Origin of the sequence: Azospirillum brasilense (genome assembly GCF_008365405.1) — a bacterium.
GTDB lineage: Bacteria > Pseudomonadota > Alphaproteobacteria > Azospirillales > Azospirillaceae > Azospirillum > Azospirillum brasilense_D.
Genome location: NZ_QOKV01000004.1, coordinates 331,145 through 354,822, shown reverse-complemented (window position 1 = coordinate 354,822; position 23,678 = coordinate 331,145). Strand labels below are relative to the sequence as shown.

Sequence of the window (23,678 nt, the reverse complement as noted above, 5' to 3'; positions counted from 1 at the left end):
GTCCGTTTCGCGTTCCGACTTTGTGACCTGAACCACGGCGAACAGACGACGATGACCGGCACCCGACCCTTCAAGCGCGCTCTCGACCGCCTGCAGACGGCAGGCTTCCGCCCGACGCGCCAGCGTCTGGGTTTGGCCCGCCTGCTGTTCGAAGGGGAGCACCGCCACGTCACCGCCGAGCAGCTCCACACCGAGGCGATGGGGGCGGACCTGCGGGTGTCGCTGGCCACGGTCTACAACACGCTGAACCAGTTCACCGCCGCCGGCCTGCTGCGCGAGGTGGTGGTGGAGGCGGGCAAGTCCTACTTCGACACCAACACCAGCGACCATCACCATTTCTTCCTGGAAGGGACGGGCCGGCTGGAGGACATTCCCGGCGACGACGTGGTGGTGCAGCATCTGCCGCCGGCCCCGCCGGGCACGCGCATCGCCCGGGTGGATGTGATCGTCCGGCTGAGCGCGGAGCAGGGCGAGGACCGCTGAGGGCGAAGATCGCTGAAGGACAGGCGGCCGATGGCCGCGTCACGAAAAAATCCATCTCCCGATCGGGCCTTCGGGGAATTTCCGGAACATTGACGCGTTTTGGGAGCAATGGCATAAGCCGTAGCCGAGGCTCGGCCCCCGGAGGCCCCACGCCCGTGCGCGGCCGGGCCGGACAGAACCCCGTGGGGAGAACGCCGCCATGTCGCTGAAGGGCACAAAGACCGAGCAGAACCTCAAGGCGGCCTTCGCGGGTGAGAGCCAGGCCAACCGCCGCTATCTCTATTTCGCCCAGAAGGCCGATGTGGAAGGCCACAACGAGGTCGCCGCCGTCTTCCGCTCCACCGCGGAGGGCGAAACCGGTCACGCCCACGGCCATCTGGAATTCCTGGAGGAGGCCGGCGACCCGATCACCGGCCTGCCCATCGGTGACACGGTGAGCAACCTGAAGGCCGCGATCGCCGGCGAGACCCACGAATACACCGACATGTACCCGGGCATGGCCCGCACCGCCCGCGAGGAAGGCTTCGAGGAGGTCGCGGACTGGTTCGAGACGCTGGCGAAGGCCGAGCGGAGCCACGCCGGACGCTTCCAGAGGATGCTGGACCAGCTGTCGTCATGACCCTCCGCCGGACCGCGATCACGCGCGCCGACATCCTTCCCCTGGACCGCTACGCCCGCGAACGCGCCGCCCGCCGCACCGCCCTGGTCGCCGTGAAGAAGAGGCGCCGCGTCGCGGTCGGCCCCTGCGCCATCGTCCATTTCGAGAATTACGAGACGATGTGGCAGCAGGTCCACGAAATGCTGTTCATCGAGCGGGGCGGCGAGGCGCAGATCGACGGCGAGCTTCGCGCCTACAACGGGCTGATCCCCCAGGGGACGGAACTGGTCGCCACGGTGATGTTCGAGATCGCCGACCCGGCGCACCGCGCCGCCGAGCTTGGCCGGCTTGGCGGGGTGGAGCGGACGGTGACGCTGCGCTTCGCCGGCCACACGGTGACCGGCCGGCCGGAGGAGGACGTGGAGCGCACGAACGCGGCCGGCAAGGCGTCCGCCGTCCATTTCCTGCATTTCGACTTCACGCCGGAGCAGATCGCCGCCTTCCGCACCCCCGGGACGGAGGTGATCCTCGGCATCGGCCATCCCCGGTACGGCCACATGGCGGTGATGCCGGAGGCGGTGCGGGCGGAGCTTGCGGGGGATTTCGGGTAGGGGGACCTGTTGCCCCCTCCCTAACCCTCCCCCGCTCCGCAGGGGAGGGGATAAAACTCCCCGTCCGTTACTCGAACGTCTCGTCTTTATAGGCGCCCCAGAACTCGCCGCGGCTCATCCAGCCGCGATAGCCCTTCAGGTCCACCTCGCACCACTCGCCCTTGCACTTGCGCAGCCAGCCGATCACGCCCGGCTGGGCGCGGGCCACGACGGCGGCATCGCCGCGCGGCTCCTTGCGGACGGTGCGGATGTCGCCGGTGATGACGATGCTGCGCTTGCCCGACAGCATGCTCTGGTGGACCCAGCCCTCGCTGCCTTCCCAGTCGCGGATGCGGCGCCAGGTGTCGAATTCCTGGGTGATCTCCACCGGCATTTCCTTGCGGGTGAACACCCATTCGATGGGGTAGCGCACGTTGGGGCCGGTGCGCGCGTTCACCTCGCCCGAGCGCAGCGACACGAAACGGGGGATCGGCAGGCCCGAGGCGTGGGTCGGGTCCTTCTCGCGCCGCCCGCCCTCGGACGCGCCGGCGGAGGACAGAGTGACCGGCGCCAAGGCTGCGACGGCCAGCGCCAGAACGGCGAGAGCGCGGCGGATGGCAGACGTCGTCGGCAACGGCAACACCGGCAGCCCCGTGCTGTGGAGATCGGATGGATTTGAGTCGGAGGCACTATAATTAGGGGTAGCCGCCAGGGGCAAGCGCAAGGCGCGGGCGGCGGCATCGCGGCGGCTCTTGTCACATCATGGAGCCGTGCGGCGCGCCGAATCGTCACTGTCATCTGGACAGCTTCCCAACCGCTTGATAGGACAAGCGTCGGCCCGGAATGGGGGAGGCACCGTCCAATGACTGAAAAGAAGAAGCCGCTCGTCGTCGTCACCCGCAAATTGCCCGATGTCATCGAGACGCGGATGATGGAGCTGTTCGACGCACGGCTGAACTCCGACGACGAACCCCTGTCCCACGCCCAGCTCATCGAGGTGGCGCAGGTGGCCGACGTGCTGGTTCCCACCGTCACCGACCGGATCGACCGCGAGGTGATCGAGAAGGCCGGGCCGCAGCTCCGCCTCATCGCCTCCTTCGGGACGGGCGTGGACCACATCGACCTGAAGGCGGCGCGGGAGCGCGGCATCAGCGTCACCAACACGCCGGGCGTCCTGACCGAAGACACGGCGGACATGACCATGGCCCTGCTGCTGGCGGTTGGTCGCCGGCTGGCGGAAGGCGAGCGGCTGGTCCGCTCCGGCCAGTGGAAGGGCTGGGGGCCGACGACAATGCTCGGCCACCGCATCCAGGGCAAGCGGCTGGGCATCCTCGGCATGGGCCGTATCGGGCAGGCGCTGGCGCGCCGGGCGCGCGCCTTCGGCATGTCGATCCATTACCACAACCGCCGCCGCGTCTATCCCGACGTCGAGCAGGAGCTCGAGGCGACCTACTGGGACAGCCTGGACCAGATGCTGGCGCGCATGGACGTGGTGTCCATCAACTGCCCGCACACCCCGGCCACCTACCATCTGCTGTCGGAGCGCCGGCTGAAGCTGCTGCGCCCGCACTGCTTCATCGTTAACACCTCGCGCGGCGAGGTCATCGACGAGACGGCACTGACCCGGATGCTGTCGAAGGGCGAGATCGCCGGAGCCGGCCTGGACGTGTTCGAGCATGAGCCGGCGGTGAACCCGAAGCTGCTGCGGCTCGACAACGTGGTCCTGCTGCCGCACATGGGCTCCGCCACCATCGAGGGCCGGATCGATATGGGCGAGAAGGTCATCATCAACATCAAGACCTTCGCGGACGGCCACGCCCCGCCCGACCGCGTCCTGGAAACGCTGCTGTAAGGCCGCGGGAGAGGGCGTCTAGAGGACGCCCTCATACAGGACGCCCTCATACAGGGCGGCCATGGGAATTTCGATCCCGACCGAGGGGAAGCGCAGCGTCCCGCCCCCGATGACGTCGCGGACCACCCAGCTCCGCTCATCCTCGCGGTGCCACAGCTCGGCGCAGCGCTTCGTCGAGTCGAGCAGCAGGATTTCCTGCACCGACGGGATTTCCCGATAGATCGCCAGCTTTCGGCCGCGGTCGAACTGGGCGGTGGACGGTGACAGGATCTCGACGATGATCGTCGGGTCCACCGTTCCGGGCTTGTTTGACGTCGGTCCGCAACCGATGGCGACGTCGGCCTGGAACCAGGCATCGTCGCGATCGGGCAGACGAATTCCGGCTTCGACCCGCGCCCGGCAGGGTGGGTGGAGACGCTTCCCGAACTCGACGACGATGTTGGCCGCGAGAAGAGCGTGCGCATCGGACGGCGGTGCCATGGCGACCGGTTGGCCGCCGTCCAGCTCATAACGGGTGTCCGTCCCGTCGTTCCAGACGAGGAACTCATCCACGGTCATCGGGCGGGGTGCCGGATCGCTCATGCCCATGAGTATGGCCCTCTCCCTCGCCGCTTCCAAGTGGCGCCACCCAGGGGGGTGCCACCGTGGCTACTTCGCGGCCAGCCCGCCGCCCAGCTCGATCCGCACCTCGACCACGCCGGGCTCGTCCAGGTTCTCCTTGCGGATGAAGCCCAGCGCGCGGCACATGCCCAGCATGCTGGTGTTCTCGCGCAGAACCTCGCCGTACACCTCCTTGATCCCACGGGAGCGGGCGTAGTCCAGGATCTTGTTCATCAGCTGGTAGCCCAGCCCCTGGCCCTTCATGTCCGACCGCACCATCACGGCGTATTCGGCGCGCAGGTTGTCGGGGTCGGCGGTGATGCGCACCACGCCGTACATGATGGTGTCGCCGGTCTCGGGGTCCGGCCCGACGGCGACCAGACCCATCTCGCGGTCGTAGTCCATCTGAGTCAGGCGGGCGGCGGCCTGATGCGACAGCCGCTTCAGCGGCGCGAAGAAGCGCAGCCGCAGATCCTCCTGCGTCTGGTTGGCCACCATGTGGTGCACCAGCGGCTCGTCCTCCGGCAGGATGGGGCGGACGACGAACTGGCGGCCGTCCTTGATGGTGATCCGGTCCTCCAGCCCCTTGGGGTAGGGGCGGATGGCCAGACGCTTGGCACCGGGCAGGGCGGGCACGCCGACCTTGATGCGGGCGTCGAGCGCCAGCACGCCTTCCGAGTCGGCGAGCAGCGGGTTGATGTCCAGCTCGGCGACCTCCGGGAAATCGACGATGAGCTGCGAGATCTTGTTCAGCGTCAGCGCCACCGCCTCCAGATCGACCGCAGCGCGCGAGCGGTAGCCCTGCAACTGGCGCCAGATGCGGGTGCGGCCCATCAGCTCGGTCGCCAGCTTCATGTTCAGCGGCGGCAATGCCAGCGCATAGTCCTCCACCACCTCCACTCCGATGCCGCCCTCGCCGAACAGCAGGACAGGGCCGAACAACTCGTTCTCGGTCATGCCGACGATCAGCTCGTAGGCGTCGGCGCGCACCGCCATCTCCTGAACGGTGAAGCCCTCGATGCGGGCGTCGGGCACCGCCTCGCGCACGCGGGCCAGCATGGCCTCGGCCTCGGCCTTGACCTCCGCCGGCTCGGTCAGGTGCAGGGCGACGCCGCCGACGTCCGACTTGTGGGTGATGTCCGGCGACAGGATCTTCAGCGCCAGCGGCCCGCCGATCATCTCGGCGCAGTGGGCGGCCTCCTCCGGCGTGTCGGCGCGGCGGGTGTCGACCACCGGAACGCCGTAGGCGGCGAGCACGCGCTTGGCCTCATACTCGCTCAGCCAGTCGCGCTTCTCCGCGATGGCGCGGGAGATGATCTTGCGCACCGTGATGCCGTCGGGCTGGAAATCCTCCGGCACCGACGGCGGCGTCTCCATCAGCAGCTCCTGGTTCCGGCGGTATTCGACCAGATGCAGGAAGGCGCGCACCGCGTGGCTGGGCGTGTCGTAGGTGGGGACGCGGTTGGCGGCGAACAGCTTGCGCGCCTCGGCCGCCGTGTTGTCGCCCAGCCAGCTCGTCAGCACCGGGTGCTTGCGCGTCTTGTTGGCGATCATGGTGTCGACCACCGCCTGCGCGGCGGCCAGCCCGTCGGTCACCGCGGTCGGGCAGTTCAGCACCAGCACGGCGTCGTTGTTGGGGTCGGCCATCAGCGCGTTCAGCGCGTCGGCGTAGCGCTTGGGCGGGGCGTCGCCGCCGATGCGCAGTGGGTTGCGGGCGCTGCCGGCGCCCAGCGCCTTTTCCAGCGCGTCCATCGTCTCCGGCGCGAACTGGGCCAGCCGCCCGCCGGACAGGATCAGGCTGTCGGTCGCCATCACGCCCATGCCGCCGCCGTTGGTCAGGATGGCCAGCCGGTCGCCGGTGATCGGCGACCCGGTGCCCAGCGTGCCCACCGCGTCGAACAGCTCGTCCAGGCCGCTGACGCGCAGGATGCCGGCGCGGCGGAAGGCGGCGTCATAGACGGCGTCGGACACCGCCAGCGCCCCGGTGTGGGAGGTCGAGGCCTCCAGCGCCTCGTCGGTGCGGCCGGACTTGATGACGATCACCGGCTTCTGGCGGGCGGCGGAGCGCGCCGCCGACATGAACTTCCGCGCGTCGCTGATGCTCTCGATGTAGAGCAGGATGGCGCGCACGTTGGCGTCGCCGGCCAGATAGTCGAGCAGGTCGCCGAAATCGACGTCCGCCTTGTCGCCCATCGAGATCAGGTGCGAGAAGCCGATCCCCCGCGCCGTCGCCCAGTCGGCGATCGACGTCACCACCATGGACGACTGCGCCACCAGCGCCACGTCGCCCTTCTTCGGGGTGACGTGGCCGAAGCTGGCGTTGAGCCCGCGGCCCGGCACCATGATGCCCAGGCTGTTGGGACCCAGAACGCGCATCAGGTGGGGCTTCGCCGCCTCGCGCAGGGTCTGGGTCTGCTCCTTGGAAAAGCCGCTGGAGATGACGATGGCCGCCTTGGTTCCGCGCTTGCCCAGCGCGTCGACGGTGGCGGGCACCGTGGGGGCGGCCGTGCAGATCACCGCCAGATCCGGCGTGACCGGCAGATCGTCCACCGACTTGTAGGTCAGCACCCCCTCGACCGCGCGCTCGCCGGTCACCGGCATGATCGGGCCGTCGAACCCGGCGTTGAACAGGTTGCGGGCCACCACGGCGCCGATGGTGTTCGGCTTTCGGGTCGCCCCAATCAGGGCGATGGAGGCGGGCTTGAACAGGCGGTCGAGGTTGCGAACGGTCATGGCCGGGTTCCGGGGGTTCGTCTCACACAGCAAGGCTCGAACAGCCGCCATTCCGCTAAAGATCGGACCGGGGCCGTCGACTTGCAATCTGGAGTAAGGAGGCAATCGCGGGACGGGAACGCGACCGATCGCCGCTCATGTTGCGGTGCAACATACACATTGGTCATACCTTTGTACAGGCGCCCTTTGTCGCGCCCCCCTCCGCACCGGATATCCCTGCCGCGCATCGGGGCTTGAGCGGGCGGGCGCGATGCTCCACCCTGTTGACCCTCAACGGAAAAAGCAGGGAGCGGGAGCCATGAAGGTCGGGATCGTCGGGGCCGGCGCGGTGGGCGCCACGGCGGGATTCGCCATGGTGATGAGCGGTTCGGCCAGCGAGGTCGTGCTGGTCGACATGAACGAGAAGCTGGCGGCGGCCCAGGCGCAGGACATCGCCCACGCCGTGCCCTTCGCCCGCGCCGCCCAGGTGCGCCACGGCGGCTACGCGGCGCTGGCCGGGGCCGGCGTGGTGGTGCTGGCCGCCGGCGTGGCGCAGCGGCCCGGCGAGACGCGCCTGCAACTGCTGGAGCGCAACGCGGCGGTCTTCGGCGCCATCATCCCGGCGGTCCTGGCGGCGGCGCCCGACGCCATCCTGCTGGTGGCGACCAACCCGCTGGATGTGATGACGCAGATCGCCACCCGCATCTCCGGCCTGCCGCCGTCGCGGGTGATCGGCTCCGGCACGATTCTCGACACCGCGCGGTTCCGCGCGCTGCTGGCCGACCGGCTGGGGGTGACGCCGAAGTCGGTGCACGCCCATGTGGTGGGCGAGCATGGCGATTCGGAAGTCCTGCTGTGGTCCGGCGCCACCGTGGCCTGCCTGCCGGTGGACCGCGGCGCCGAGCGGCTGAAGCGCCCCCTGACGGCGGAGGATCGCGCGGCCATCGACGAGGGCGTGCGCCGGGCCGCCTACCGCATCATCGACGGCAAGGGCCACACGGCCTTCGGCATCGGCGGTGGCCTGTCGCGCATCGTCGCGGCCATCGCCGGGGACGAGCGGGCGGTGCTGACCTGCTCCATCCTCAACGACGAGGTTCTGGGGGTGCCGGACGTGGCGCTGTCGCTGCCGCGGGTGATCGGGGCGGGCGGCGTCCTGGAGACGGTGATGCCCGACCTGTCGGAGGAGGAGGCGGCGGCGCTGAAGCGCAGCGCGGAAATCCTGAAGGAGGCGGTAACCTCTGTGGAGAAGTCGCTGCCGTGATGGGGTGAGGGACGCCGTCGCGCCGGGCCCCAACCCGGCCTCCGCCACTGCGCGGGGGAGGGGCTTTTCCAAATTCCCTCCTCCGCGAAGTGGGGAGAGGGTCAGGGAGGGGCCCGGTTCGTAAGGCTTTCCTTCATCCGAAGCGTGGTTGGGTGTCGTCCTCGGATGCCTTTGGAGTGAACCGGTCAATGCTGCGGGTTTTGGCTGTGCTTTTGGTGGTTCTTCATGCGAATGGAGCGTCCGCTGGTGATGACGCTCCCAACAGAGAGGCGTATCTGGGGCATATACTTTGTGCGCGAACGGTAATGGTATCTTTCGATACGTTTCTCGGTGCCTGCCAGATGGATGAGGAAAAAGACGTTCAGGAAAATATAAGGCGCAACATCGATACTTTTGATAATTTCATAGAAAATATTTTTGAAATTGAAAAGGATAAAATAATTCCACGGAAAGAAGATTTGACTGATGAACTTTTCAGGATAAAAAATTTTCTGGGGAATGATCGTTTTTATAGTATGTGCAGACAGAGATGGAGCAAAATCAAAGAGGATGGCCTTATGACAAAAATAATCAATGAAATAACAGAAAAAGACTTGCAGGAAATGTCCAGGATTACTGCTTCGGCTTGTTTTTAGCCAACATGGACATTTTTTCCAAAACTCATACAAGAATCAGCAAGCAGAAATCCGTGTAAATTCTGTTGCCTGCAAAAGCCCCCGAGCCCCGGTCCGCGTTGCAGGACCGGCCCCGCAGTGCGGAGCCGGCCCTTGCAACCCGTCCAGTCGAGGGGCGCGTCAGACCACGGGGCCGAGCTGGCCCTTGGTGGCGGCGGCGGCGCGCTCCATGCCTTCCTGGATCTTCTTGGCGGCTTCCTGCTCGTCGCCCCAGCGCAGGATCTTCACCCACTTGTTCTTTTCCAGATCCTTGTAGTGCTGGAAGAAGTGGGCGATCTGCTCGGTGGTGATCTCCGGCAGGTCCTTGTAGGACTTCACGTTGCTGTAGAACGGGTGCAGCTTGTCGACCGGAACGGCCAGCAGCTTCTCGTCCTCGCCGCCCTCGTCCTCCATGAACAGCACGCCGATCGGGCGCGAGCGCAGCACGGCGCCCGGAATGACCGAATGGCGGCCGACCACGCAGACGTCCACCGGGTCGCCATCACCCGACAGGGTGTGCGGGATGAAGCCGTAGTTGCAGGGGTAGTACATGGCGGTGTGCAGGAAGCGGTCGACGAACATCGCGCCCGACTCCTTGTCGATCTCGTACTTCACCGGCTCGCCGCGCAACGGGATCTCGATGACCACGTTCACGTCCCACGGGGCGTTCTTGCCGACCGGAACCTTGCTGAGATCCATGGAAAACCATCCTTCGACTGCAAAAGCGGGTTGCGCTTGGTTGTGGACGCGGGCCAAAGCTCCCGGCGCCGCGCGCGCGGAGTTTAGGCAGATGCGGGCATAAGTCAAAGCCACTTGCGCAGGTGCGGCAAAGGGACGAGCCTTCGCCATGCCCTGCATCCTCTTTGCGCTGCTCTGTCTCGCCTTTTTTCCCCTTGCGGCACGGGCCGACACCCCCGCGAAGGCTGTCCACGCCCTCGCCATGCATGGCGACCCCGCCTATCCGCCGGGCTTCGCGCATTTCGCCTACGTCAATCCCGACGCGCCGAAGGGCGGCACGCTGCGCCAGGCGGTGACTGGCGGCTTCGACACCCTGAACCCCCATGTGGTCAAGGGCGTGCCCGCCCTGGGGCTTGGTTTCGTCTTCGAAACGATGCTGGCCCGCTCGTGGGACGAGCCCTTTTCGCTCTACGGCCTGCTGGCCGAGAGCCTGGAGGTCCCGGAGGACCGCGGTGGCGCCGTCTTCCACCTGAACCCCGCCGCGCGCTGGCACGACGGGACGCCGGTGACCGCCGCCGACGTGCTGTTCTCGCTGGAGGTGCAGCGCGCACACGGCACGCCGAACCGCCGCCAGTACTACGCCAAGGTGGCGAGCGCCGAGGCGCCGGACGAGCGCACCGTCCGCTTCGCCTTCGTTCCCGGCCCGGACGGGCGGTTCGACCGCGAGATGCCGCTGCTGATGGGGCTGATGCCGATCCACGCCAAGGCGTGGTGGGCGGGGCGGGACTTCGCCGCCACGACGCTCGACCCGCCGCTGGGCAGCGGCCCCTACCGGGTCAAACAGGCGGAGGCCGGGCGGCGCATCCTCTACGAGCGGGTGGCCGACTATTGGGGGCGGGACCTGCCGTCGCGGCGCGGGCTGTTCAACGCCGACACGCTGGATTTCACCTATTACCGCGACGACTCGGTGGCGCTGGAGGCCTTCCTGGCCGGGCAGGGTGACGTGCGGCGCGAATCCGACCCCACCAAATGGGCCACCGGCTACGACGGCCCGGCGCTCCGCGCGGGGCGGATCGTGCTGGAGGAGTTGCCGCACCGCCGTCCGGAGTTCGCCCGCGGCCTGATCTTCAACACCCGGCGTTCCCCGTTCCAGGACATCCGGGTGCGGCGGGCGCTGGGTCTCGCCACCGATTTCGCTTGGATCGGCAAGACGCTGTTCCATGGCGCGCTGGTCCGCACGGCGAGCTATTACCCGAACTCCGAGCTGGCGGCGGAGGGGGTGCCGGGGCCGGAGGAACGGTCGGTGCTGGAGCTCTTCCGCGACCGCCTGCCGCCGGCGCTGTTCACCGACCCCTTCACCCTGCCGCACACCGACGGCAGCGGCCCGGCGGGGGCGCGGGGCAACCTGCGCGAGGCGCTGCGCCTGCTGGCCGAGGCCGGCTGGCGGGTGAACGGCGGGCGGTTGACGGACGGGGCGGGGCGTCCCTTCGCCTTCGAAATCCTGCTGGGCAACCCGGCGGACGAGCGGGTGGCGCTGGAATACGCCCGTTCGCTGGAGCGGCTGGGCATCGCTGCCACGGTGCGCACGGTGGACAACGCGCAGTATCAGGCGCGCCTCGATCATTTCGACTTCGACATGACCCTGCGCTGGTGGGTTTCCAGCCTCTCGCCGGGCAATGAGCAACTTTACTATTACGGGTCCGAGGCAGCGGACCAGCCGGGCAGCCGCAACTATCCCGGCATTCGCGACCCGGTGGTGGACGCCATCGCCGCCTCCATCGCCGAGGCGCGGACCCGCGCCGACCTCGTGGCCCGCGTCCGTGCGCTCGACCGGGTGCTGCTGTGGGGACATTATATGGTGCCGCTGTTCCACAGCCCGGCCGACCGCATGGCCCGCTGGTCGCGGCTGAAGCACCCGGAGGCGACGCCCCTCTACGGCCCGCTGGTCGAGTCCTGGTGGATCGAGGAGGGCGGCTGAGCCTCCTCATGCCCGCCATGGACCCGGTAGGCGTGCAGGATCACATCGACCACGGCGTCCAGATCGGTGAAGCGGTCAGTGTTGACGATCAGGTCGTACTGCAGCGGATCGCTGTTGGAGACCTTGAAGAACTCCTTGAAATACTTGGCGCGGGCGGCGTTGACCCGCTGGACCTCGTGCAGCGCGTCGGCGACCTTGCCGGGATCGCCGCCGGCCAGCCGCGCGGCGCAGACCTCGTCCGAGCCGACGATGCGGACGCGGAAGCGCGGCGCCCCGCGCAGCAGCAGATGCGCCCCGCGCCCGACGATCACCCCGCCGCGGAAGGCGATGCCGTTGACCACGCGGGTCAGCAGCCGCTGGTACTCGGTCAGCGGGTCGTGCAGCCCCATCAGGCTGGCGTAGAGGAACATCCCCGCCCGGCCCGGCAGCTTCTCGTCGAGCTGGCGCATCAGCGTCGGGTCGGAGGTGGCCGTCGCCACCACGGCGTCGAGGATTTCCTTGTCGAAGCAGGGCACCCCCAGCGACTCGGCGAGCTTCGCCGCGATCACCTCGCCGCCGGTCCCGTGCTCGCGGGCGATGGTGACGACGGGCGGCGGGGACTCCAGCGGGCCGGAGCGGGGCCGGTGCGGCTGGAATTGGTCGGTTCGGATGTAGGTCAGAAGCGCCTGGAATTCGTCGCGGGCCATGGCTTCCCTCCGCGAACGGTTGCGACGACTCCAGTGTCCGGCTGGGCGGTGGCGGGGTCAACCACGCCCAAGGGGGAGAGGCACGCCGCCGCACCCCTTTCGCGCTCAGTCAAAATGGATTTACAGCACCTTCACCGCGATCACCGTCAGCAGGACGACGATGATCCACAGGGCGATGCGCTCGCTGATCCGGCGCTCCACCCAGCGGTCGAGCATATGCTTGATCGAATGGGGGTGCAGGCGCAGGCCGCCGTCGGCCAGCTCGGCGGCGGCGCGTTCGGCCTGGTTCACCAGCCGGGGCAGGCGGCGCACCGTCGACACCACGGCCTCCAGATCGTCGAGAATCTGGGCCTCCGGCCCGCGATTCTCGCGCATCCAGTCCTCGATCAGCGGACGCGCCAGCTCCCACATGTTGATGTCGGGGTTCAGGAAGCGGCCCACCCCCTCCGCCGTCAGCATGCTCTTCTGGAGCAGGAGGAGCTGCGGCTGGGTCTCCATCTCGAACTGCTCGGTCACCGCGAAGAGCTGGGCGAGCAGCCGGCCGACGGAGATCTCGCTCAGCGGCTTGTTCTGCAACGGCTCGCCGATGGCGCGGCAGGCCTGGGTGAAGACCTCGATCGACTGGTGGCGGGGGACGTAGCCCGCCTCGAAATGCACCACCGCGACGCGGCGGTAGTCGCCGGTCAGGAAGCCGATGAGCATGTCGGCCAGATAGGTCCGCGTCGCCCGGTCCAGCCGGCCCATGATGCCGAAATCGACGGCGGTGATGTTGCCGTCATGGGTGACGAACAGGTTGCCCGGATGCAGGTCGGCGTGGAAGAAGCCGTCACGGAACACCTGGTTGAAGAAGCTGGCCGAGGCCTTCGCCAGGATCTCGTCGCGGTCGAAGCCGGCGGCGTCGAGCCTTTCCGACTCGTCGACCTTGAAGCCGCGGATGCGCTCCAGCGTCAGGACGCGGCGCGCCGTGCGGTCCCAGTCGATGGCCGGCACGTTGAAGGTGGGGTCGTCCTTGAAGTTGTCCCCCAGTTCCGACGCCGCCGCGGCTTCCATCCGCAGCTCCATCTCCAGGCGGGAGGTGCGGGCGAAGGTGTCCACCACCTCGCGCGGGCGCAGCCGCTTCAGCTTGGGCATGACCACGACGGCCAGCTCGGCCAGCCAGTAGAACAGGTCGATGTCCCGCTCGAAGGCGTTCTCGATGCCCGGCCGCAGCACCTTCACCGCGACCTCCCGCCCCTCGGCGGTGACGGCGAAATGCACCTGCGCGATGGAGGCGGCGGCGACCGGCACCTCGTCGAAGCTGCGGAACAGCGTCCCGATGGGGGCGCCCAGCTCCTCTTCGACGATGGCGCGGGCCTGTGCGCCGGGGAAGGGCGGCAGCTTGTCCTGAAGCTCGGCCAGGTCCAGCGCCATCCGCTCGCCGACGAGGTCGGAGCGGGTGGACAGCAGCTGCCCCAGCTTGATGTAGGTCGGCCCCAGATCGGCCAGCGCGCGGGCCAGCCGCTGGCCGACGCGGCCGGGCTCCTTGGCGTTGCCGACCCAGCGCCAGAACAGGGCGAAGCCGGGGGCGGTCTGCGGCAGCGTTTCCGGCAGCGCGTTGTAGCGCGCCAGCGTGCGGCCGATCACGAAGAGGCGGCCGATGTTTCGGGCGGTCCGGAACAGCATCCGGTCAGATCCGCCAGCCGGAATGGATGGCGGCGATGCCGCCGGTCAGGTTGCGCACGCGCACCGCGCCGAATCCGGCGGCCTCGATGCGCTTGACCATGGCCTGCTGCTCGGGGAAGCGGCGGATGCTCTCCGCCAGATAGCGGTAGCTGTCCTCGTCCCCGGCCACCATGCGGCCGAGCCGCGGCAGGACCTGGAAGGAATAGACGTCGTAGATCTCGCGCAGGACCGGAAGGACCACGTGGCTGAACTCCAGGCAGAAGAACTTTCCGCCGGGCTTCAACACGCGGCGCGCCTCGGAAAGCGCGGCGTCGATGCGCGTGACGTTGCGCAGGCCGAACGCAATGGTGTAGGCGTCCACCGAACGGGAGGCGATGGGCAGCCTTTCGGCGTCGCCGACCGTCCAGTTCACGCCGGTCAGCAGGTTGCGGTCGTAGGAACGGTCGCGCCCGACGCGGACCATCGACTCGGTGATGTCGCAGACCACGGCCCGGCCGCCGCCGCGCTCCAGGAAGCGGAAGGCGATGTCGCCGGTGCCGCCCGCCACGTCGAGCAGCGTCATGTCGGCCTTGGGCGCCACCATCTCCATCAGCGTGTCCTTCCACAGCCGGTGGATGCCGCCCGACATCAGGTCGTTCATCAGGTCGTAGCGACCGGCCACGCTGTCGAAGACGGCGCGGACGAGGCCGGACTTGGCGTCGGGGTCGACGGGGCGGTAGCCGAACCAGTTCCCTTCGGCCCCGGCGGACACGCCGGTGGCCTGGGCCGGAGCTGCGGGCTGGGACGGGGCGGAGGGGGTGCGCGGATCGGTCATGGCGCGCAACATAGCGCGCGACCTGGGCTTGCGCCAGCCGGGGCGTTGCCGTGACGCACCCCCGGCGCGCGGTTTTTGCGGGCTTGACCCCGCGCCCCGGCTTCGCCACCGTGCCCGCCGGTGGACGATGGCGGACGGACGGGGGACCATGGCCACGCTGCAGGAAGCCCTGCTGATCGCCTTCGACCTCCAGCGGGAGGGACGCTTCGCCGAGGCCGACTCGGTCTACGGGCAGATCCTCGACGCCGTTCCCGGCCACCCGCCGGCCTTGCATCTGCGCGGCCTGCTGCTCGCCCAATGCGGGCGGCTGGAGGAGGGCTGCGCGCTGGTCGAGCAGGCCGTCGCCGGGGATGAAAGCCAGCCCGACCTGCACGCCAACCACGCCAACCTGTTGGAGGCGCTGGGCCGCTTCGGCGCGGCGGCGGAGGCGCTGGCCCGCGCCGCCGTCCTCGATCCGGAGCGCGTGGCGCTTCTCAACAATTTCGCGGTGCGCCGGCTGGCCGCCGACGATCCGGCCCCGGCGGAGCAGGCCCTGCGCGCCGCGGTGGACCTTCGGCCGGGGCTGGCCGATCCGCGCGTCAACCGTGCCCAGGCGCTGGAGGCATTGGGCCGTATGGACGAGGCGCTGGCCCAGAGGCGGATCGCCGCGCTGCTGGCGCCGGACGACGCCGCCCTGCTGGAGATGCTGGCCTTGCGGCCCGATGCGGGCGAAGGGGAGCTGCGCCGCGCCCTGCGGCTCGACCCGGAGCGCGCGGTGCTGTGGAACCGGCTGGGGGCGTGGCGGAAGGACCGCGGCGCGCTGCCCACCGCCCGCAGCGCCTATGAATGCGGTCTGACGCTGGACCCCGCCGACGCCGCGCTGTGGAACAACCGGGCCAACGTGCTGAAGGGGCAAGGCGATCCGGACGGCGCGCGGGACGCCCTGCGGCGGGCGGTGGCGCTCCGGCCGGACGCGGCGGCCATCCGCAACAACCTCGCCGATGCCCACACGCTCTGCGGCGACCCGCAGGCGGCGCTGGCCGAGGCGGAGGCGGCGCTCGCCCGCGACCCCGCTCTGGCCGACGCGCGAGTAGCGCGGGCCGCGGCGCTGCTGGCGCTCGGGCGCTTCGCGGAGGGCTGGGACGCCTGGGAGGACCGCTGGTCCGCCGAACCCTGGTGCCGCACCGCCGGGCGTTTCCCGCAGCCGTTGTGGACCGGCCAGCCGCTGGGCGGCGGGCGTCTGCTCGTCTGGGGGGAACAGGGGGTCGGCGACGAGCTGATGTTCGCCACGCTGCTCCCGTTGTTGACGCAATCGTCAACAAATAAGACGCAATCATCAACGGCGACCTTGGCGAGCTGCCTTCTGGAATGCGACGCCCGGCTGGTGCCGCTGTTCGCCCGCGCTCTGCCCGGGGTGGAGGTGGTGCCGCGCGGCCCGCTGCCGGACCCGCGCCTGTCGGCCCCGGACATCGCCGCACAGATCCCGTCGGGCAGCCTGCCGCGCCTCCTGCTGCGCGCCGAGAAGGATTTCCGCCGGCTCCGCCCGATCCTGGCCGCCGATCCGGCGCGGGTACCGGCGGTTCGGCGGAGGTGCGGGCGGCCCCTGGTCGGCATCGCCTGGCACACCACCAACCCGAAATGGGGGCGCCTGCGCAACGTGCCGCTGGCCGATCTGGCGCGCCGGCTCGATGCGGCAGGCGCCGACATGGTCGTCCTGCAGTACGGAGACTGCGCGGGGGAGGTCGCCGCCCTGGCGGCGGAGGGCATCGCCATCGCGCTGCCTCCCGGACTGGACCGCAAGGACGACCTGGACGGGCTGGCCGCGCAGATCGCCGCCACCGACCTCGTCGTTACCATCGACAACGCCACCGCCCATCTCGCCGGCGCGCTGGGGCATCCGGTCTGGCTGCTGCTGTCCCACGCGCCGGACTGGCGCTGGCTGGTCGGCCGGGACGACTCGCCCTGGTACCCCTCGGCCCGCCTGTTCCGCCAAGCGGCGGCAGGGGACTGGCGGACGCCGCTGGACGCCGTGACCGACCGGCTGCGCGCGCTTTTCCGGTAGCTCTGCTACCCTTCATCCCTCTCACCATCCAGCGCGGACTCATGGCGACAATCGCGGAAGCCCTGGCCATCGCCTTCGACCACCACGAGTCCGGCCGTCTGGCCGAGGCTGAAATCCTCTATGGCCGCATCCTCGACGCCGATCCCCATCAGGCGACCGCGCTGCATCTGCTGGGCGTGCTCTACGGCCAGACGGACCGGCCGAAGCTGGCCGCGGCGCTGTTCGTCGGGGCGATCGGGCTGGTTCCCGACAATCCGGGCCTGCGCTACGACCTCGCCCGCGTCCGGCTGATCCTGGAGGACGGCGAGGGGGCGGTGGCCGCCCTGCGGCGGACGCTGGCGCTTCAGCCCGACCACGCGGCGGCGCTGTTCCAGCTCGCCCTGGCCTACCGCGGCGTCGGGCGGCACGACGAGTCGCTGCTGGTGCTGGAACGGCTCCTGGCGCTCCAGCCCGACAGCCTGGAGGCGCGCTACCTCGCCGACCGGGCGGTGGAGCGGGAGGGGCGGGCGCTTCTGGAGCGGGGGGAGGTCGGCCGGGCGGTGGCGCGGCTCACCCGCCCGGTGGCGGAGGCGGTGGGCGTGCCGCTCCTCTCCGCCCACGCCGCCGCCCTCTACCGAGACGGCCGGGTGGAGGAGTCCGCCCGGCTGTTCCGCGGGCTTCTGGCCACCCGGCCGGCAGAGGCCCTGGCGCTGTGGAACCTGTCGCTGTGCCGGCTCGACGGGCGCGACGCGGCGGCGGCGGAGCGGCTGGCCCGCCGGGCGCGCGCCCTGGCCCCGCAGGAGGCGGAGGCCCACGCCAAGCTGGGGCTGGCGCTGGCCGCCCTTGGGCGGCGGGCGGAGGCGATGACCGCCGGCCGCGCGGCGCTGGCCTGCGATCCGGCGCACGCGCCGTCCCTGTCCAACCTCGGCGCGCTGACGATCCAGATCGGGGAGGACGCGCAGGCCCTGCGGCTGGCCGACCGGGCGTTGCGGCTGGCCCCGGAGCTGGGCGAGGCCCAGGTCGTCCGCGGCGACGCCCTGGTGCATCTCGACCACCCGCGGGACGCGGAGGAGGCTTTCCGCGGCGCTCTGCGGGTGGCGCCGCAACTGACCGTCGCCCACTGGAATCTGGCCCATCTGCTGCTGCGGCTGGGCGATTACGCCGCCGGATGGGCGGAATACGAATGGCGCTGGCGGAGCGAGGCCCTGGCCGGGCAGCGCCGCCCCTTCCGCCAGCCGCTCTGGGACGGCACGGATCTGGCGGGGCGGACCATCCTGGTCCATGCGGAGCAAGGGATGGGCGACACCATCCAGTTCATCCGCTTTCTGGATCATGTGCTGCGAGCCGCCCCGGCGCGCGTCCATCTGGAGGCGCACGGCCCTCTCCTCCCCCTGCTGGAGCGCAACACCGACCCGGCGCGGGTGACGGTGATCCCGCGGGCGCCCGGCTTTCCAGGGGTGGGCGGCTTGCCCGACACCGACGTCCAGATCCCGCTGATGAGCCTCGCCGGCCTGTTCTGCCCGAGCCTGGAGGCGATCCCCGCACGCACACCCTATCTCGGTGCACCGGAGGACCGGCGCGACCCCTGGGCGGGATGCCTGCGGGGTGCGGCGCCCGACGCCCGGCTGCGGGTCGGGCTGGTCTGGGCGGGGCGGCCCCAGCATCACGCCGACGCCATCCGCTCCATGCCCTTGTCCGCCCTGGCGCCGCTGGCGGCGGTGCCGGGTGTGGCGCTGTTTTCCCTCCAGGTGGGAGACGCCGAGCGGCAGAGGATGGAGGTATCCTTCCCGGTCATCGATCTGTCGGACGGTCTGACCAGCTTCGCCGAAACGGCGGCGGCGGTGGAGGCGCTGGACCTGATCGTCGCGGTCGATACGGCGGTCGCCCATCTGGCCGGCGCGTTGGGCCGCCCGGTCTGGGTGCTGCTGCCCTGGAACAACGACTGGCGCTGGCTCAGCGGGCGCGACGACAGCCCCTGGTATCCCACCGCCCGCCTGTTCCGCCAGACCCGGAACGGCGGCTGGTCCGGCCCGGCGGAGGCGGCAGCGCGCGCTTTGCGGAGGCTGGTGGACGGTTCGGAGAACTGAGGGCGCCATCCGTTCGCCGCCATGGGTGCCCGCTCCCCGATGAGCGTCAACACGTGCCCCCTTGCGTCAACCGGCGCTTCCCACCATCCTCCTTGCCATCATGCCCGAACTTCCCGAAGTCGAAACCGTCTGCCGCGGCCTCGCCCCGCATCTGGAGGGGCGGACGCTGGTCCAGGTGCTCCAGCGCCGCGCCAACCTGCGGGTTCCCTTTCCGGCCGGCTTCTGCGAGCGGCTGACCGGGCGCCGCGTCGAGTCGGTGCGCCGCCGCGCCAAATACATCCTGATCCATCTCGACGACGGGACGGTGCTGATCGCCCATCTCGGCATGTCGGGCCGCATGATCATCACGCCGGAACGGCCCGCCGCCTGGGGCGCCCACGACCATGTCGTGCTGGAGACCGACGCCGGGACGGTGGTGACCTTCAACGACGCCCGCCGCTTCGGCCTGATGGACCTCGCCATGGCGGAGACGCTCGCCGAGCACCCGCTGCTGCGCGCGCTGGGGCCGGAGCCGCTGGGCAACGCCTTCTCCGGACCGGTGCTGGCCGCGCGGCTAGCCGGGCGGATGACCAGCATCAAGGCTGCCCTGCTGGACCAGAACGTGGTCGCCGGGCTCGGCAACATCTACGTGTCGGAAGCGCTGTTCCTCGCCCGCCTCAGCCCCACGCGCATCGCCGCCACGGTGACCGGCGCCAAGGCGGAGCGGCTGGCCACGGCGATCCGCACGGTGCTGGAGCGGGCCATCGCCGCGGGGGGATCGTCCTTGCGCGACTACCGGCAGGCGTCGGGGGAACTCGGCTATTTCCAGCACCAGTTCTCGGTCTACGACCGCGAGGGCGCGCCCTGTCCGGGCTGCAGCTGCGACGTGGCGAAGACCGGGGGCGTCCGCCGGATCGTCCAGGCGGGCCGTTCGACTTTCTATTGTCCGCAACGCCAGCGTTGATATAGGTGGAAGGTATGACGGCTCCATCGGCCACCGCCAGGGCGGCGCTCGCCGCCCTTCTCCTCGCCGGCCCCGCCCTTGCGGGTCTGGCCGGGGTTCCATTGCCCGCGACCTCGTCCGCCTGGGCCGCCGACCCCACCCGCTACGTCGAAGGCATGGGGGACGTGCCGGTCATGCCGGGCCTCGCCCCCGCCGAGGAGGCGCCGCTGGTCTTCGACAAGCCCGCCGGACGCATCGCCCAGTCGGTCATGGCGGGTGCCATGGACCGCAACGCGGTCCTGTCCTTCTACAACCAGACCATGCCGCAGCTCGGTTGGACCCGCGCCCCGCAACGGACGGGCGGCGGCGCCAGTTTCCTGCGGGAGGGCGAGGAACTGCGCCTGGAATTCGTCGAGCCGGCCCGCGCCGCTGTCCAGAAGGCGGTGGCCACGGTCGTCCGCTTCTCGCTGATTCCGCGCTGATCCTCCAAAAGAGACCAAGAGCAAACCAGAACGCCCCCCGGACATGAGCGAGGGGGCCAAACCACGGGAGCCTGCTGCATCATGCCGTACGAAACCATTCTCGTCGAAACCCGCGGACCGGTCGGGCTCGTCACGCTGAACCGGCCCAAGGCGCTGAACGCGCTGTCCGACCTGCTGGTGACCGAGCTGGGCCAGGCGCTGGACGCCCTGGAGGCCGACGACTCCGTCGGCGCCATCGTGGTCACGGGTTCGGAGAAGGCCTTCGCCGCCGGCGCCGACATCAAGGAGATGCAGAATTTCTCCTACATGGACGTCTACAAGGCCAACTTCATCACCGCCAAGTGGGAGCGTCTGGCCAAGTGCCGCAAGCCGACCATCGCCGCGGTCGCCGGCTACGCGCTGGGCGGCGGCTGCGAGCTGGCGATGATGGCCGACTTCATCCTGGCCGCCGACACCGCCAAGTTCGGCCAGCCGGAGATCACCATCGGCACCATTCCCGGCGCCGGCGGCACGCAGCGCCTGACCCGCTTCGTCGGCAAGTCCAAAGCCATGGAGATGTGTCTGACCGGCCGCCTGATGGACGCCGCCGAGGCCGAGCGCGCCGGCCTCGTCAGCCGCATCGTGCCGGCGGCGGATCTGGTGGACGAGGCGGTGCGGGTCGCCGAGAAGATCGCCAAGCTCTCGCGCCCGGTCGTCATGATGGCCAAGGACGCCGTCAACGCCGCCTACGAGACCACCATGTCCGAGGGCATCCGGGTGGAGCGCCGAATCTTCCACGCCACTTTCGCCGTCGAAGACCAGAAGGAAGGCATGGCCGCCTTCGCCGAGAAGCGTCAGCCGGATTGGAAGCATCGCTGACATCCCCCGACTCCTCCCCCGTATCTAGCGGGGGAGGACCAGAAATCCGTCAAGATCTCGTAATCTATCCTTTGCCGAAAAACAGTGTTGGACGGTGCCTTGACTCTCATTCGGCTGGAGCGTATAAGGCCCCCTCGCACTGGGACAGGCGTGTCGTCCGGAGTAGGGTTTTCATGGCCAATCATAAGTCTGCTGAAAAGCGCATTCGTCAAACCGCGCGTCGTACGGAGATCAACCGTAACCGCGTCAGCCGTATCCGCACCTTCGTGAAGAAGGTCGAGACGGCGATCTCGTCCGGCAACAAGGCTGAAGCCGCTGAGGCTTTCAAGGCCGCGCAGCCGGAAATGATGCGTGGGGCCTCCAAGGGCGTCCTGCACAGGAACACCGTGTCGCGCAAGCTGTCGCGCCTGTCGGCCCGCATCAAGGCTCTCTGAGTTTACTCGGCGTTATAAAGCCGCGCACCAGGTCTGGGCGCGGCTTTTTGCGTTTTTGATAAGTACAATCTCCGGTCTTTCCGAGTCCTCCGGCAGAACTCCGGTGGGGCAGGGGATCGCGGCTGCTGGGCGGCGAGGCGCTTCCGGTGGTCCTGGTCTTTCGTGAGGGCAGGGGCGGCTTCCGGAGGGGTTGCGTGATTTTTGCCGCAGTCCGGACCGTTCGCTTTCTGTCCTATTGCCACGGCGAGGGCGGCTGATTAGACTTTCGATCCGTTGGGAATGGCGCACCGATGTTGTCTTTGATATCACGCGCCATTTGCTAAAGGACGGAGACGTTCAAAGCGGCGGGCAACGCTGCGGGACGCTCAAGAAGCTCGACTCAACCCGTTGCTCCTGGAGCGATGCTTTTCTTAAAACTCGACGTGGCAAAGGCGGAGTCCAACTTCGCCAAAGGGATAGTATTGTCGCCCAGTTGGGAGGCATCCACCGTTGGAGTCTTCAGGAGAGGAACGTTTTGAAGGCAAGAAGCCTAAGTTAAGGGGCCTAAGTTAAAGGGTCTGAGTTAAGTCGAGCGGGACGGTGCCCCCTGCGGCGCTGGGCCGCCCGGGGGGAAAGGAGCGGGGTAGGGGAAGCATGTCGGTCGGCGCGTCGTTGGATCAGCAGTGGGCCCGCATCCGGGGCCGCCTCAAGGACGAGGTGGGCGAGATCGCCTACCGCAGCTGGCTGCAGCCGCTTTCCTTCGCCGGAATCCGCGGCGGGGAGGTGCGCATCGTCGTGCCCACCCGCTTCATGCGCGACTGGGTGCTGACCCACTACGCCGACCGCATCCGCAACCTGTGGGCCGGCGAGAATCCGGACGTCCTGTCCATCGACGTCGTGGTCGCCTCCGCCAACGCCCCGTCCATGCTGATGCCGGACGAGGACGCGGGCGAGGCATCGCGCGACTCCGCTCCGGCCGACGGCACCGTCGGTAGCGGCCCGGTTCCTCCGATGCCTGCCCCGCGGGCCGCGGCGCTCAACCAGTCCGCTTCCTATGGGGCTGCCTCCTACGGCGCCAACTCCTACATCGGGTCCTCCTATTCGGCGGGGCCGCCCTCCTTCGCGTCGGACGAGTCGCCCACGGCGGTGGCCTCGGTGCTGGAGGACCGGACCGACATCTCCGCGCCGCTGGACCCCCGCTTCACCTTCGAGAATTTCGTGGTGGGCAAGCCGAACGAACTGGCCCACGCCGCCGCCCGGCGCGTCGCCGACGCCACCTCGGTCACCTTCAACCCGCTGTTCCTCTACGGCGGGGTCGGGCTGGGCAAGACGCACCTGATGCACGCCATCGCCTGGCAGATCCGGCGGAACGATCCGAACCGCAAGGTGATCTACCTGTCGGCGGAAAAGTTCATGTACCAGTTCATCCGGGCGTTGCGCTTCAAGGACACCATGGCCTTCAAGCAGCAGTTCCGCTCGGTGGACGTGCTGATGATCGACGACGTGCAGTTCATCAGCGGCAAGGACAGCACCCAGGAGGAATTCTTCCACACCTTCAACGCGCTGGTGGACCAGAACCGTCAGGTCATCATCTCTGCCGACAAGAGCCCGTCCGACCTGGAAGGCATGGAGGAGCGGCTGCGCTCCCGCCTCGGCTGGGGCCTCGTCGCGGACATCCATCCGACCACCTACGAGCTGCGGCTGGGCATCCTCCAGGCCAAGGCGGACGCGCTGAACGCGGCCATCCCGCTGAAGGTGCTGGAGTTCCTCGCCCACAAGATCACCTCGAACGTGCGCGAGCTGGAAGGGGCGCTGAACCGCATCGTCGCCCACGCCGAGCTGGTCGGCCGGGCCATCTCGCTGGAATCGACGCAGGAGGTGCTGCACGATCTGCTGCGCGCCAACGACCGTCGCGTCACCATCGACGAGATCCAGAAGCGGGTGGCGGAGCATTTCAACATCCGCGTGGCCGACATGCATTCGGCCCGCCGCGCCCGCGCCGTGGCCCGCCCGCGGCAGGTCGCCATGTATCTCGCCAAGCAGCTCACCGCCCGCTCCCTGCCGGAGATCGGGCGCAAGTTCGGCGGGCGCGACCACACCACCGTGATGCACGCGGTGAAGAAGGTGGAGGAACTGCGCACCACCGACCCCGCCTTCGCCGAGGACGTCGAGCTTCTCCGCCGCATGCTGGAGAGCTGACCGGGCCTCCGGCCCGTTGCAGGACGATCCGTTACAGGTCGATGAAGTTTGGGCCCACTCCCGCTTGAGCCATGGACGGCGCCCGGATATCGCGGCACAGTTGCCGCTGCGGCGGAGTCCGGCTGGACCG

At 69.2% G+C, this 23,678-nt stretch carries 21 protein-coding genes; 14 read left to right on the top strand and 7 right to left on the bottom strand.

Translation table 11 applies throughout. From position 1 onward, the window contains the following. Positions 1–51 precede the first annotated feature (51 nt). From irrA to DS837_RS10185, 3 genes are all read left to right on the top strand, one after another. Complete coding sequence (irrA, locus tag DS837_RS10195) at positions 52–483, top strand: iron response transcriptional regulator IrrA (protein WP_014238832.1); 432 nt, start codon at positions 52–54, stop codon at positions 481–483. 199 nt (positions 484–682) lie between these two features. Further along, a complete protein-coding gene (locus DS837_RS10190; protein WP_014238831.1) occupies positions 683–1,102 on the top strand; it encodes a rubrerythrin family protein in 420 nt (139 codons plus the stop codon). After that, on the top strand, positions 1,099–1,692 hold the full coding sequence (locus DS837_RS10185) for a DUF3501 family protein (RefSeq protein ID WP_149164619.1): 594 nt from the start codon (positions 1,099–1,101) through the stop codon (positions 1,690–1,692). The genes DS837_RS10190 and DS837_RS10185 overlap by 4 nt, the downstream gene beginning before the upstream one ends. A 67-nt stretch (positions 1,693–1,759) precedes the next feature. Here DS837_RS10185 and DS837_RS10180 read toward each other — a convergent pair whose 3' ends face one another. Beyond that, positions 1,760–2,314, bottom strand: coding sequence for an SH3 domain-containing protein (locus tag DS837_RS10180; RefSeq protein WP_149164618.1), 555 nt, complete (start codon positions 2,312–2,314; stop codon positions 1,760–1,762). Positions 2,315–2,533: 219 nt separating this feature from the next. Between DS837_RS10180 and DS837_RS10175 the strand changes: the two genes are divergently transcribed. Then, complete coding sequence (locus DS837_RS10175; RefSeq protein ID WP_145623097.1) at positions 2,534–3,523, top strand: 2-hydroxyacid dehydrogenase; 990 nt, start codon at positions 2,534–2,536, stop codon at positions 3,521–3,523. 18 nt (positions 3,524–3,541) lie between these two features. On the opposite strand, the gene DS837_RS10170 is transcribed toward DS837_RS10175, so the two are convergent. Together DS837_RS10170 and DS837_RS10165 are read right to left on the bottom strand one after the other, a co-directional pair. Further along, positions 3,542–4,111 carry a Uma2 family endonuclease gene (locus DS837_RS10170; protein ID WP_149164617.1) on the bottom strand — a complete coding sequence of 190 codons (570 nt, stop codon included), beginning with the start codon at positions 4,109–4,111 and terminating at the stop codon, positions 3,542–3,544. 60 nt (positions 4,112–4,171) lie between these two features. Further along, on the bottom strand, positions 4,172–6,856 hold the full coding sequence (locus DS837_RS10165) for a bifunctional acetate--CoA ligase family protein/GNAT family N-acetyltransferase (protein ID WP_149164616.1): 2,685 nt from the start codon (positions 6,854–6,856) through the stop codon (positions 4,172–4,174). 298 nt (positions 6,857–7,154) lie between these two features. On the opposite strand from DS837_RS10165, the gene DS837_RS10160 reads away from it, so the two are divergent. Then, on the top strand, positions 7,155–8,096 hold the full coding sequence (locus DS837_RS10160; protein WP_149164615.1) for an L-lactate dehydrogenase: 942 nt from the start codon (positions 7,155–7,157) through the stop codon (positions 8,094–8,096). Between the two features lie 188 nt (positions 8,097–8,284). Continuing rightward, complete coding sequence (locus DS837_RS10155) at positions 8,285–8,731, top strand: hypothetical protein (RefSeq protein ID WP_149164614.1); 447 nt, start codon at positions 8,285–8,287, stop codon at positions 8,729–8,731. A gap of 159 nt (positions 8,732–8,890) precedes the next feature. Here DS837_RS10155 and ppa read toward each other — a convergent pair whose 3' ends face one another. Then, positions 8,891–9,448: an inorganic diphosphatase gene (gene ppa / locus DS837_RS10150; protein ID WP_149164613.1), complete on the bottom strand. Its 558-nt coding sequence runs from the start codon at positions 9,446–9,448 to the stop codon at positions 8,891–8,893. Positions 9,449–9,596: 148 nt separating this feature from the next. Between ppa and DS837_RS10145 the strand changes: the two genes are divergently transcribed. Then, positions 9,597–11,405 carry an extracellular solute-binding protein gene (locus tag DS837_RS10145; RefSeq protein ID WP_149164612.1) on the top strand — a complete coding sequence of 603 codons (1,809 nt, stop codon included), beginning with the start codon at positions 9,597–9,599 and terminating at the stop codon, positions 11,403–11,405. Here DS837_RS10145 and DS837_RS10140 read toward each other — a convergent pair. The 3 genes from DS837_RS10140 to DS837_RS10130 all read right to left on the bottom strand — a co-directional run bounded on the left by DS837_RS10140 (position 11,360) and on the right by DS837_RS10130 (position 14,567). Continuing rightward, positions 11,360–12,091: a cytidylate kinase-like family protein gene (locus tag DS837_RS10140; protein WP_149164611.1), complete on the bottom strand. Its 732-nt coding sequence runs from the start codon at positions 12,089–12,091 to the stop codon at positions 11,360–11,362. The genes DS837_RS10145 and DS837_RS10140 overlap by 46 nt on opposite strands. A 120-nt stretch (positions 12,092–12,211) precedes the next feature. Continuing rightward, positions 12,212–13,753, bottom strand: coding sequence for a 2-polyprenylphenol 6-hydroxylase (gene ubiB, locus DS837_RS10135; protein ID WP_247889246.1), 1,542 nt, complete (start codon positions 13,751–13,753; stop codon positions 12,212–12,214). Positions 13,754–13,757: 4 nt separating this feature from the next. Next, positions 13,758–14,567: a class I SAM-dependent methyltransferase gene (locus DS837_RS10130; RefSeq protein WP_247889847.1), complete on the bottom strand. Its 810-nt coding sequence runs from the start codon at positions 14,565–14,567 to the stop codon at positions 13,758–13,760. A 148-nt stretch (positions 14,568–14,715) separates the two neighbouring features. On the opposite strand from DS837_RS10130, the gene DS837_RS10125 reads away from it, so the two are divergent. From DS837_RS10125 to dnaA, 7 genes are all read left to right on the top strand, one after another. Beyond that, positions 14,716–16,608 (top strand): tetratricopeptide repeat protein, encoded by a 1,893-nt coding sequence (locus DS837_RS10125; protein ID WP_149164609.1) that lies wholly within the window; start codon positions 14,716–14,718, stop codon positions 16,606–16,608. Between the two features lie 41 nt (positions 16,609–16,649). Then, positions 16,650–18,674 (top strand): tetratricopeptide repeat protein, encoded by a 2,025-nt coding sequence (locus tag DS837_RS10120; RefSeq protein ID WP_149164608.1) that lies wholly within the window; start codon positions 16,650–16,652, stop codon positions 18,672–18,674. Between the two features lie 100 nt (positions 18,675–18,774). Continuing rightward, on the top strand, positions 18,775–19,617 hold the full coding sequence (gene mutM / locus DS837_RS10115; protein ID WP_149164607.1) for a bifunctional DNA-formamidopyrimidine glycosylase/DNA-(apurinic or apyrimidinic site) lyase: 843 nt from the start codon (positions 18,775–18,777) through the stop codon (positions 19,615–19,617). Between the two features lie 14 nt (positions 19,618–19,631). After that, on the top strand, positions 19,632–20,078 hold the full coding sequence (locus DS837_RS10110) for a hypothetical protein (RefSeq protein WP_149164606.1): 447 nt from the start codon (positions 19,632–19,634) through the stop codon (positions 20,076–20,078). An 81-nt stretch (positions 20,079–20,159) separates the two neighbouring features. Next, positions 20,160–20,936 (top strand): enoyl-CoA hydratase, encoded by a 777-nt coding sequence (locus DS837_RS10105; protein ID WP_149164605.1) that lies wholly within the window; start codon positions 20,160–20,162, stop codon positions 20,934–20,936. Between the two features lie 173 nt (positions 20,937–21,109). Further along, entirely contained in the window at positions 21,110–21,370 is a 261-nt protein-coding gene (gene rpsT, locus DS837_RS10100) for a 30S ribosomal protein S20 (protein ID WP_149164604.1), read from the top strand. A 633-nt stretch (positions 21,371–22,003) separates the two neighbouring features. Beyond that, the gene (dnaA, locus tag DS837_RS10095) at positions 22,004–23,548 is read left to right on the top strand and encodes a chromosomal replication initiator protein DnaA (protein WP_149164603.1); all 1,545 of its coding nucleotides are present in this window, start codon (positions 22,004–22,006) and stop codon (positions 23,546–23,548) included. Positions 23,549–23,678: the final 130 nt, after the last annotated feature.

Coding starts and splice junctions, on each gene's coding strand:
- irrA (WP_014238832.1), top strand. CDS start 52: ATGACCGGCACCCGACCCTTCAAGCGCGCTCTCGACCGCCTGCAGACG.
- DS837_RS10190 (WP_014238831.1), top strand. CDS start 683: ATGTCGCTGAAGGGCACAAAGACCGAGCAGAACCTCAAGGCGGCCTTC.
- DS837_RS10185 (WP_149164619.1), top strand. CDS start 1,099: ATGACCCTCCGCCGGACCGCGATCACGCGCGCCGACATCCTTCCCCTG.
- DS837_RS10175 (WP_145623097.1), top strand. CDS start 2,534: ATGACTGAAAAGAAGAAGCCGCTCGTCGTCGTCACCCGCAAATTGCCC.
- DS837_RS10170 (WP_149164617.1), bottom strand. CDS start 4,111: ATGGGCATGAGCGATCCGGCACCCCGCCCGATGACCGTGGATGAGTTC.
- DS837_RS10165 (WP_149164616.1), bottom strand. CDS start 6,856: ATGACCGTTCGCAACCTCGACCGCCTGTTCAAGCCCGCCTCCATCGCC.
- DS837_RS10160 (WP_149164615.1), top strand. CDS start 7,155: ATGAAGGTCGGGATCGTCGGGGCCGGCGCGGTGGGCGCCACGGCGGGA.
- DS837_RS10155 (WP_149164614.1), top strand. CDS start 8,285: ATGCTGCGGGTTTTGGCTGTGCTTTTGGTGGTTCTTCATGCGAATGGA.
- ppa (WP_149164613.1), bottom strand. CDS start 9,448: ATGGATCTCAGCAAGGTTCCGGTCGGCAAGAACGCCCCGTGGGACGTG.
- DS837_RS10145 (WP_149164612.1), top strand. CDS start 9,597: ATGCCCTGCATCCTCTTTGCGCTGCTCTGTCTCGCCTTTTTTCCCCTT.
- DS837_RS10140 (WP_149164611.1), bottom strand. CDS start 12,091: ATGGCCCGCGACGAATTCCAGGCGCTTCTGACCTACATCCGAACCGAC.
- ubiB (WP_247889246.1), bottom strand. CDS start 13,753: ATGCTGTTCCGGACCGCCCGAAACATCGGCCGCCTCTTCGTGATCGGC.
- DS837_RS10130 (WP_247889847.1), bottom strand. CDS start 14,567: ATGACCGATCCGCGCACCCCCTCCGCCCCGTCCCAGCCCGCAGCTCCG.
- DS837_RS10125 (WP_149164609.1), top strand. CDS start 14,716: ATGGCCACGCTGCAGGAAGCCCTGCTGATCGCCTTCGACCTCCAGCGG.
- DS837_RS10120 (WP_149164608.1), top strand. CDS start 16,650: ATGGCGACAATCGCGGAAGCCCTGGCCATCGCCTTCGACCACCACGAG.
- mutM (WP_149164607.1), top strand. CDS start 18,775: ATGCCCGAACTTCCCGAAGTCGAAACCGTCTGCCGCGGCCTCGCCCCG.
- DS837_RS10110 (WP_149164606.1), top strand. CDS start 19,632: ATGACGGCTCCATCGGCCACCGCCAGGGCGGCGCTCGCCGCCCTTCTC.
- DS837_RS10105 (WP_149164605.1), top strand. CDS start 20,160: ATGCCGTACGAAACCATTCTCGTCGAAACCCGCGGACCGGTCGGGCTC.
- rpsT (WP_149164604.1), top strand. CDS start 21,110: ATGGCCAATCATAAGTCTGCTGAAAAGCGCATTCGTCAAACCGCGCGT.
- dnaA (WP_149164603.1), top strand. CDS start 22,004: ATGTCGGTCGGCGCGTCGTTGGATCAGCAGTGGGCCCGCATCCGGGGC.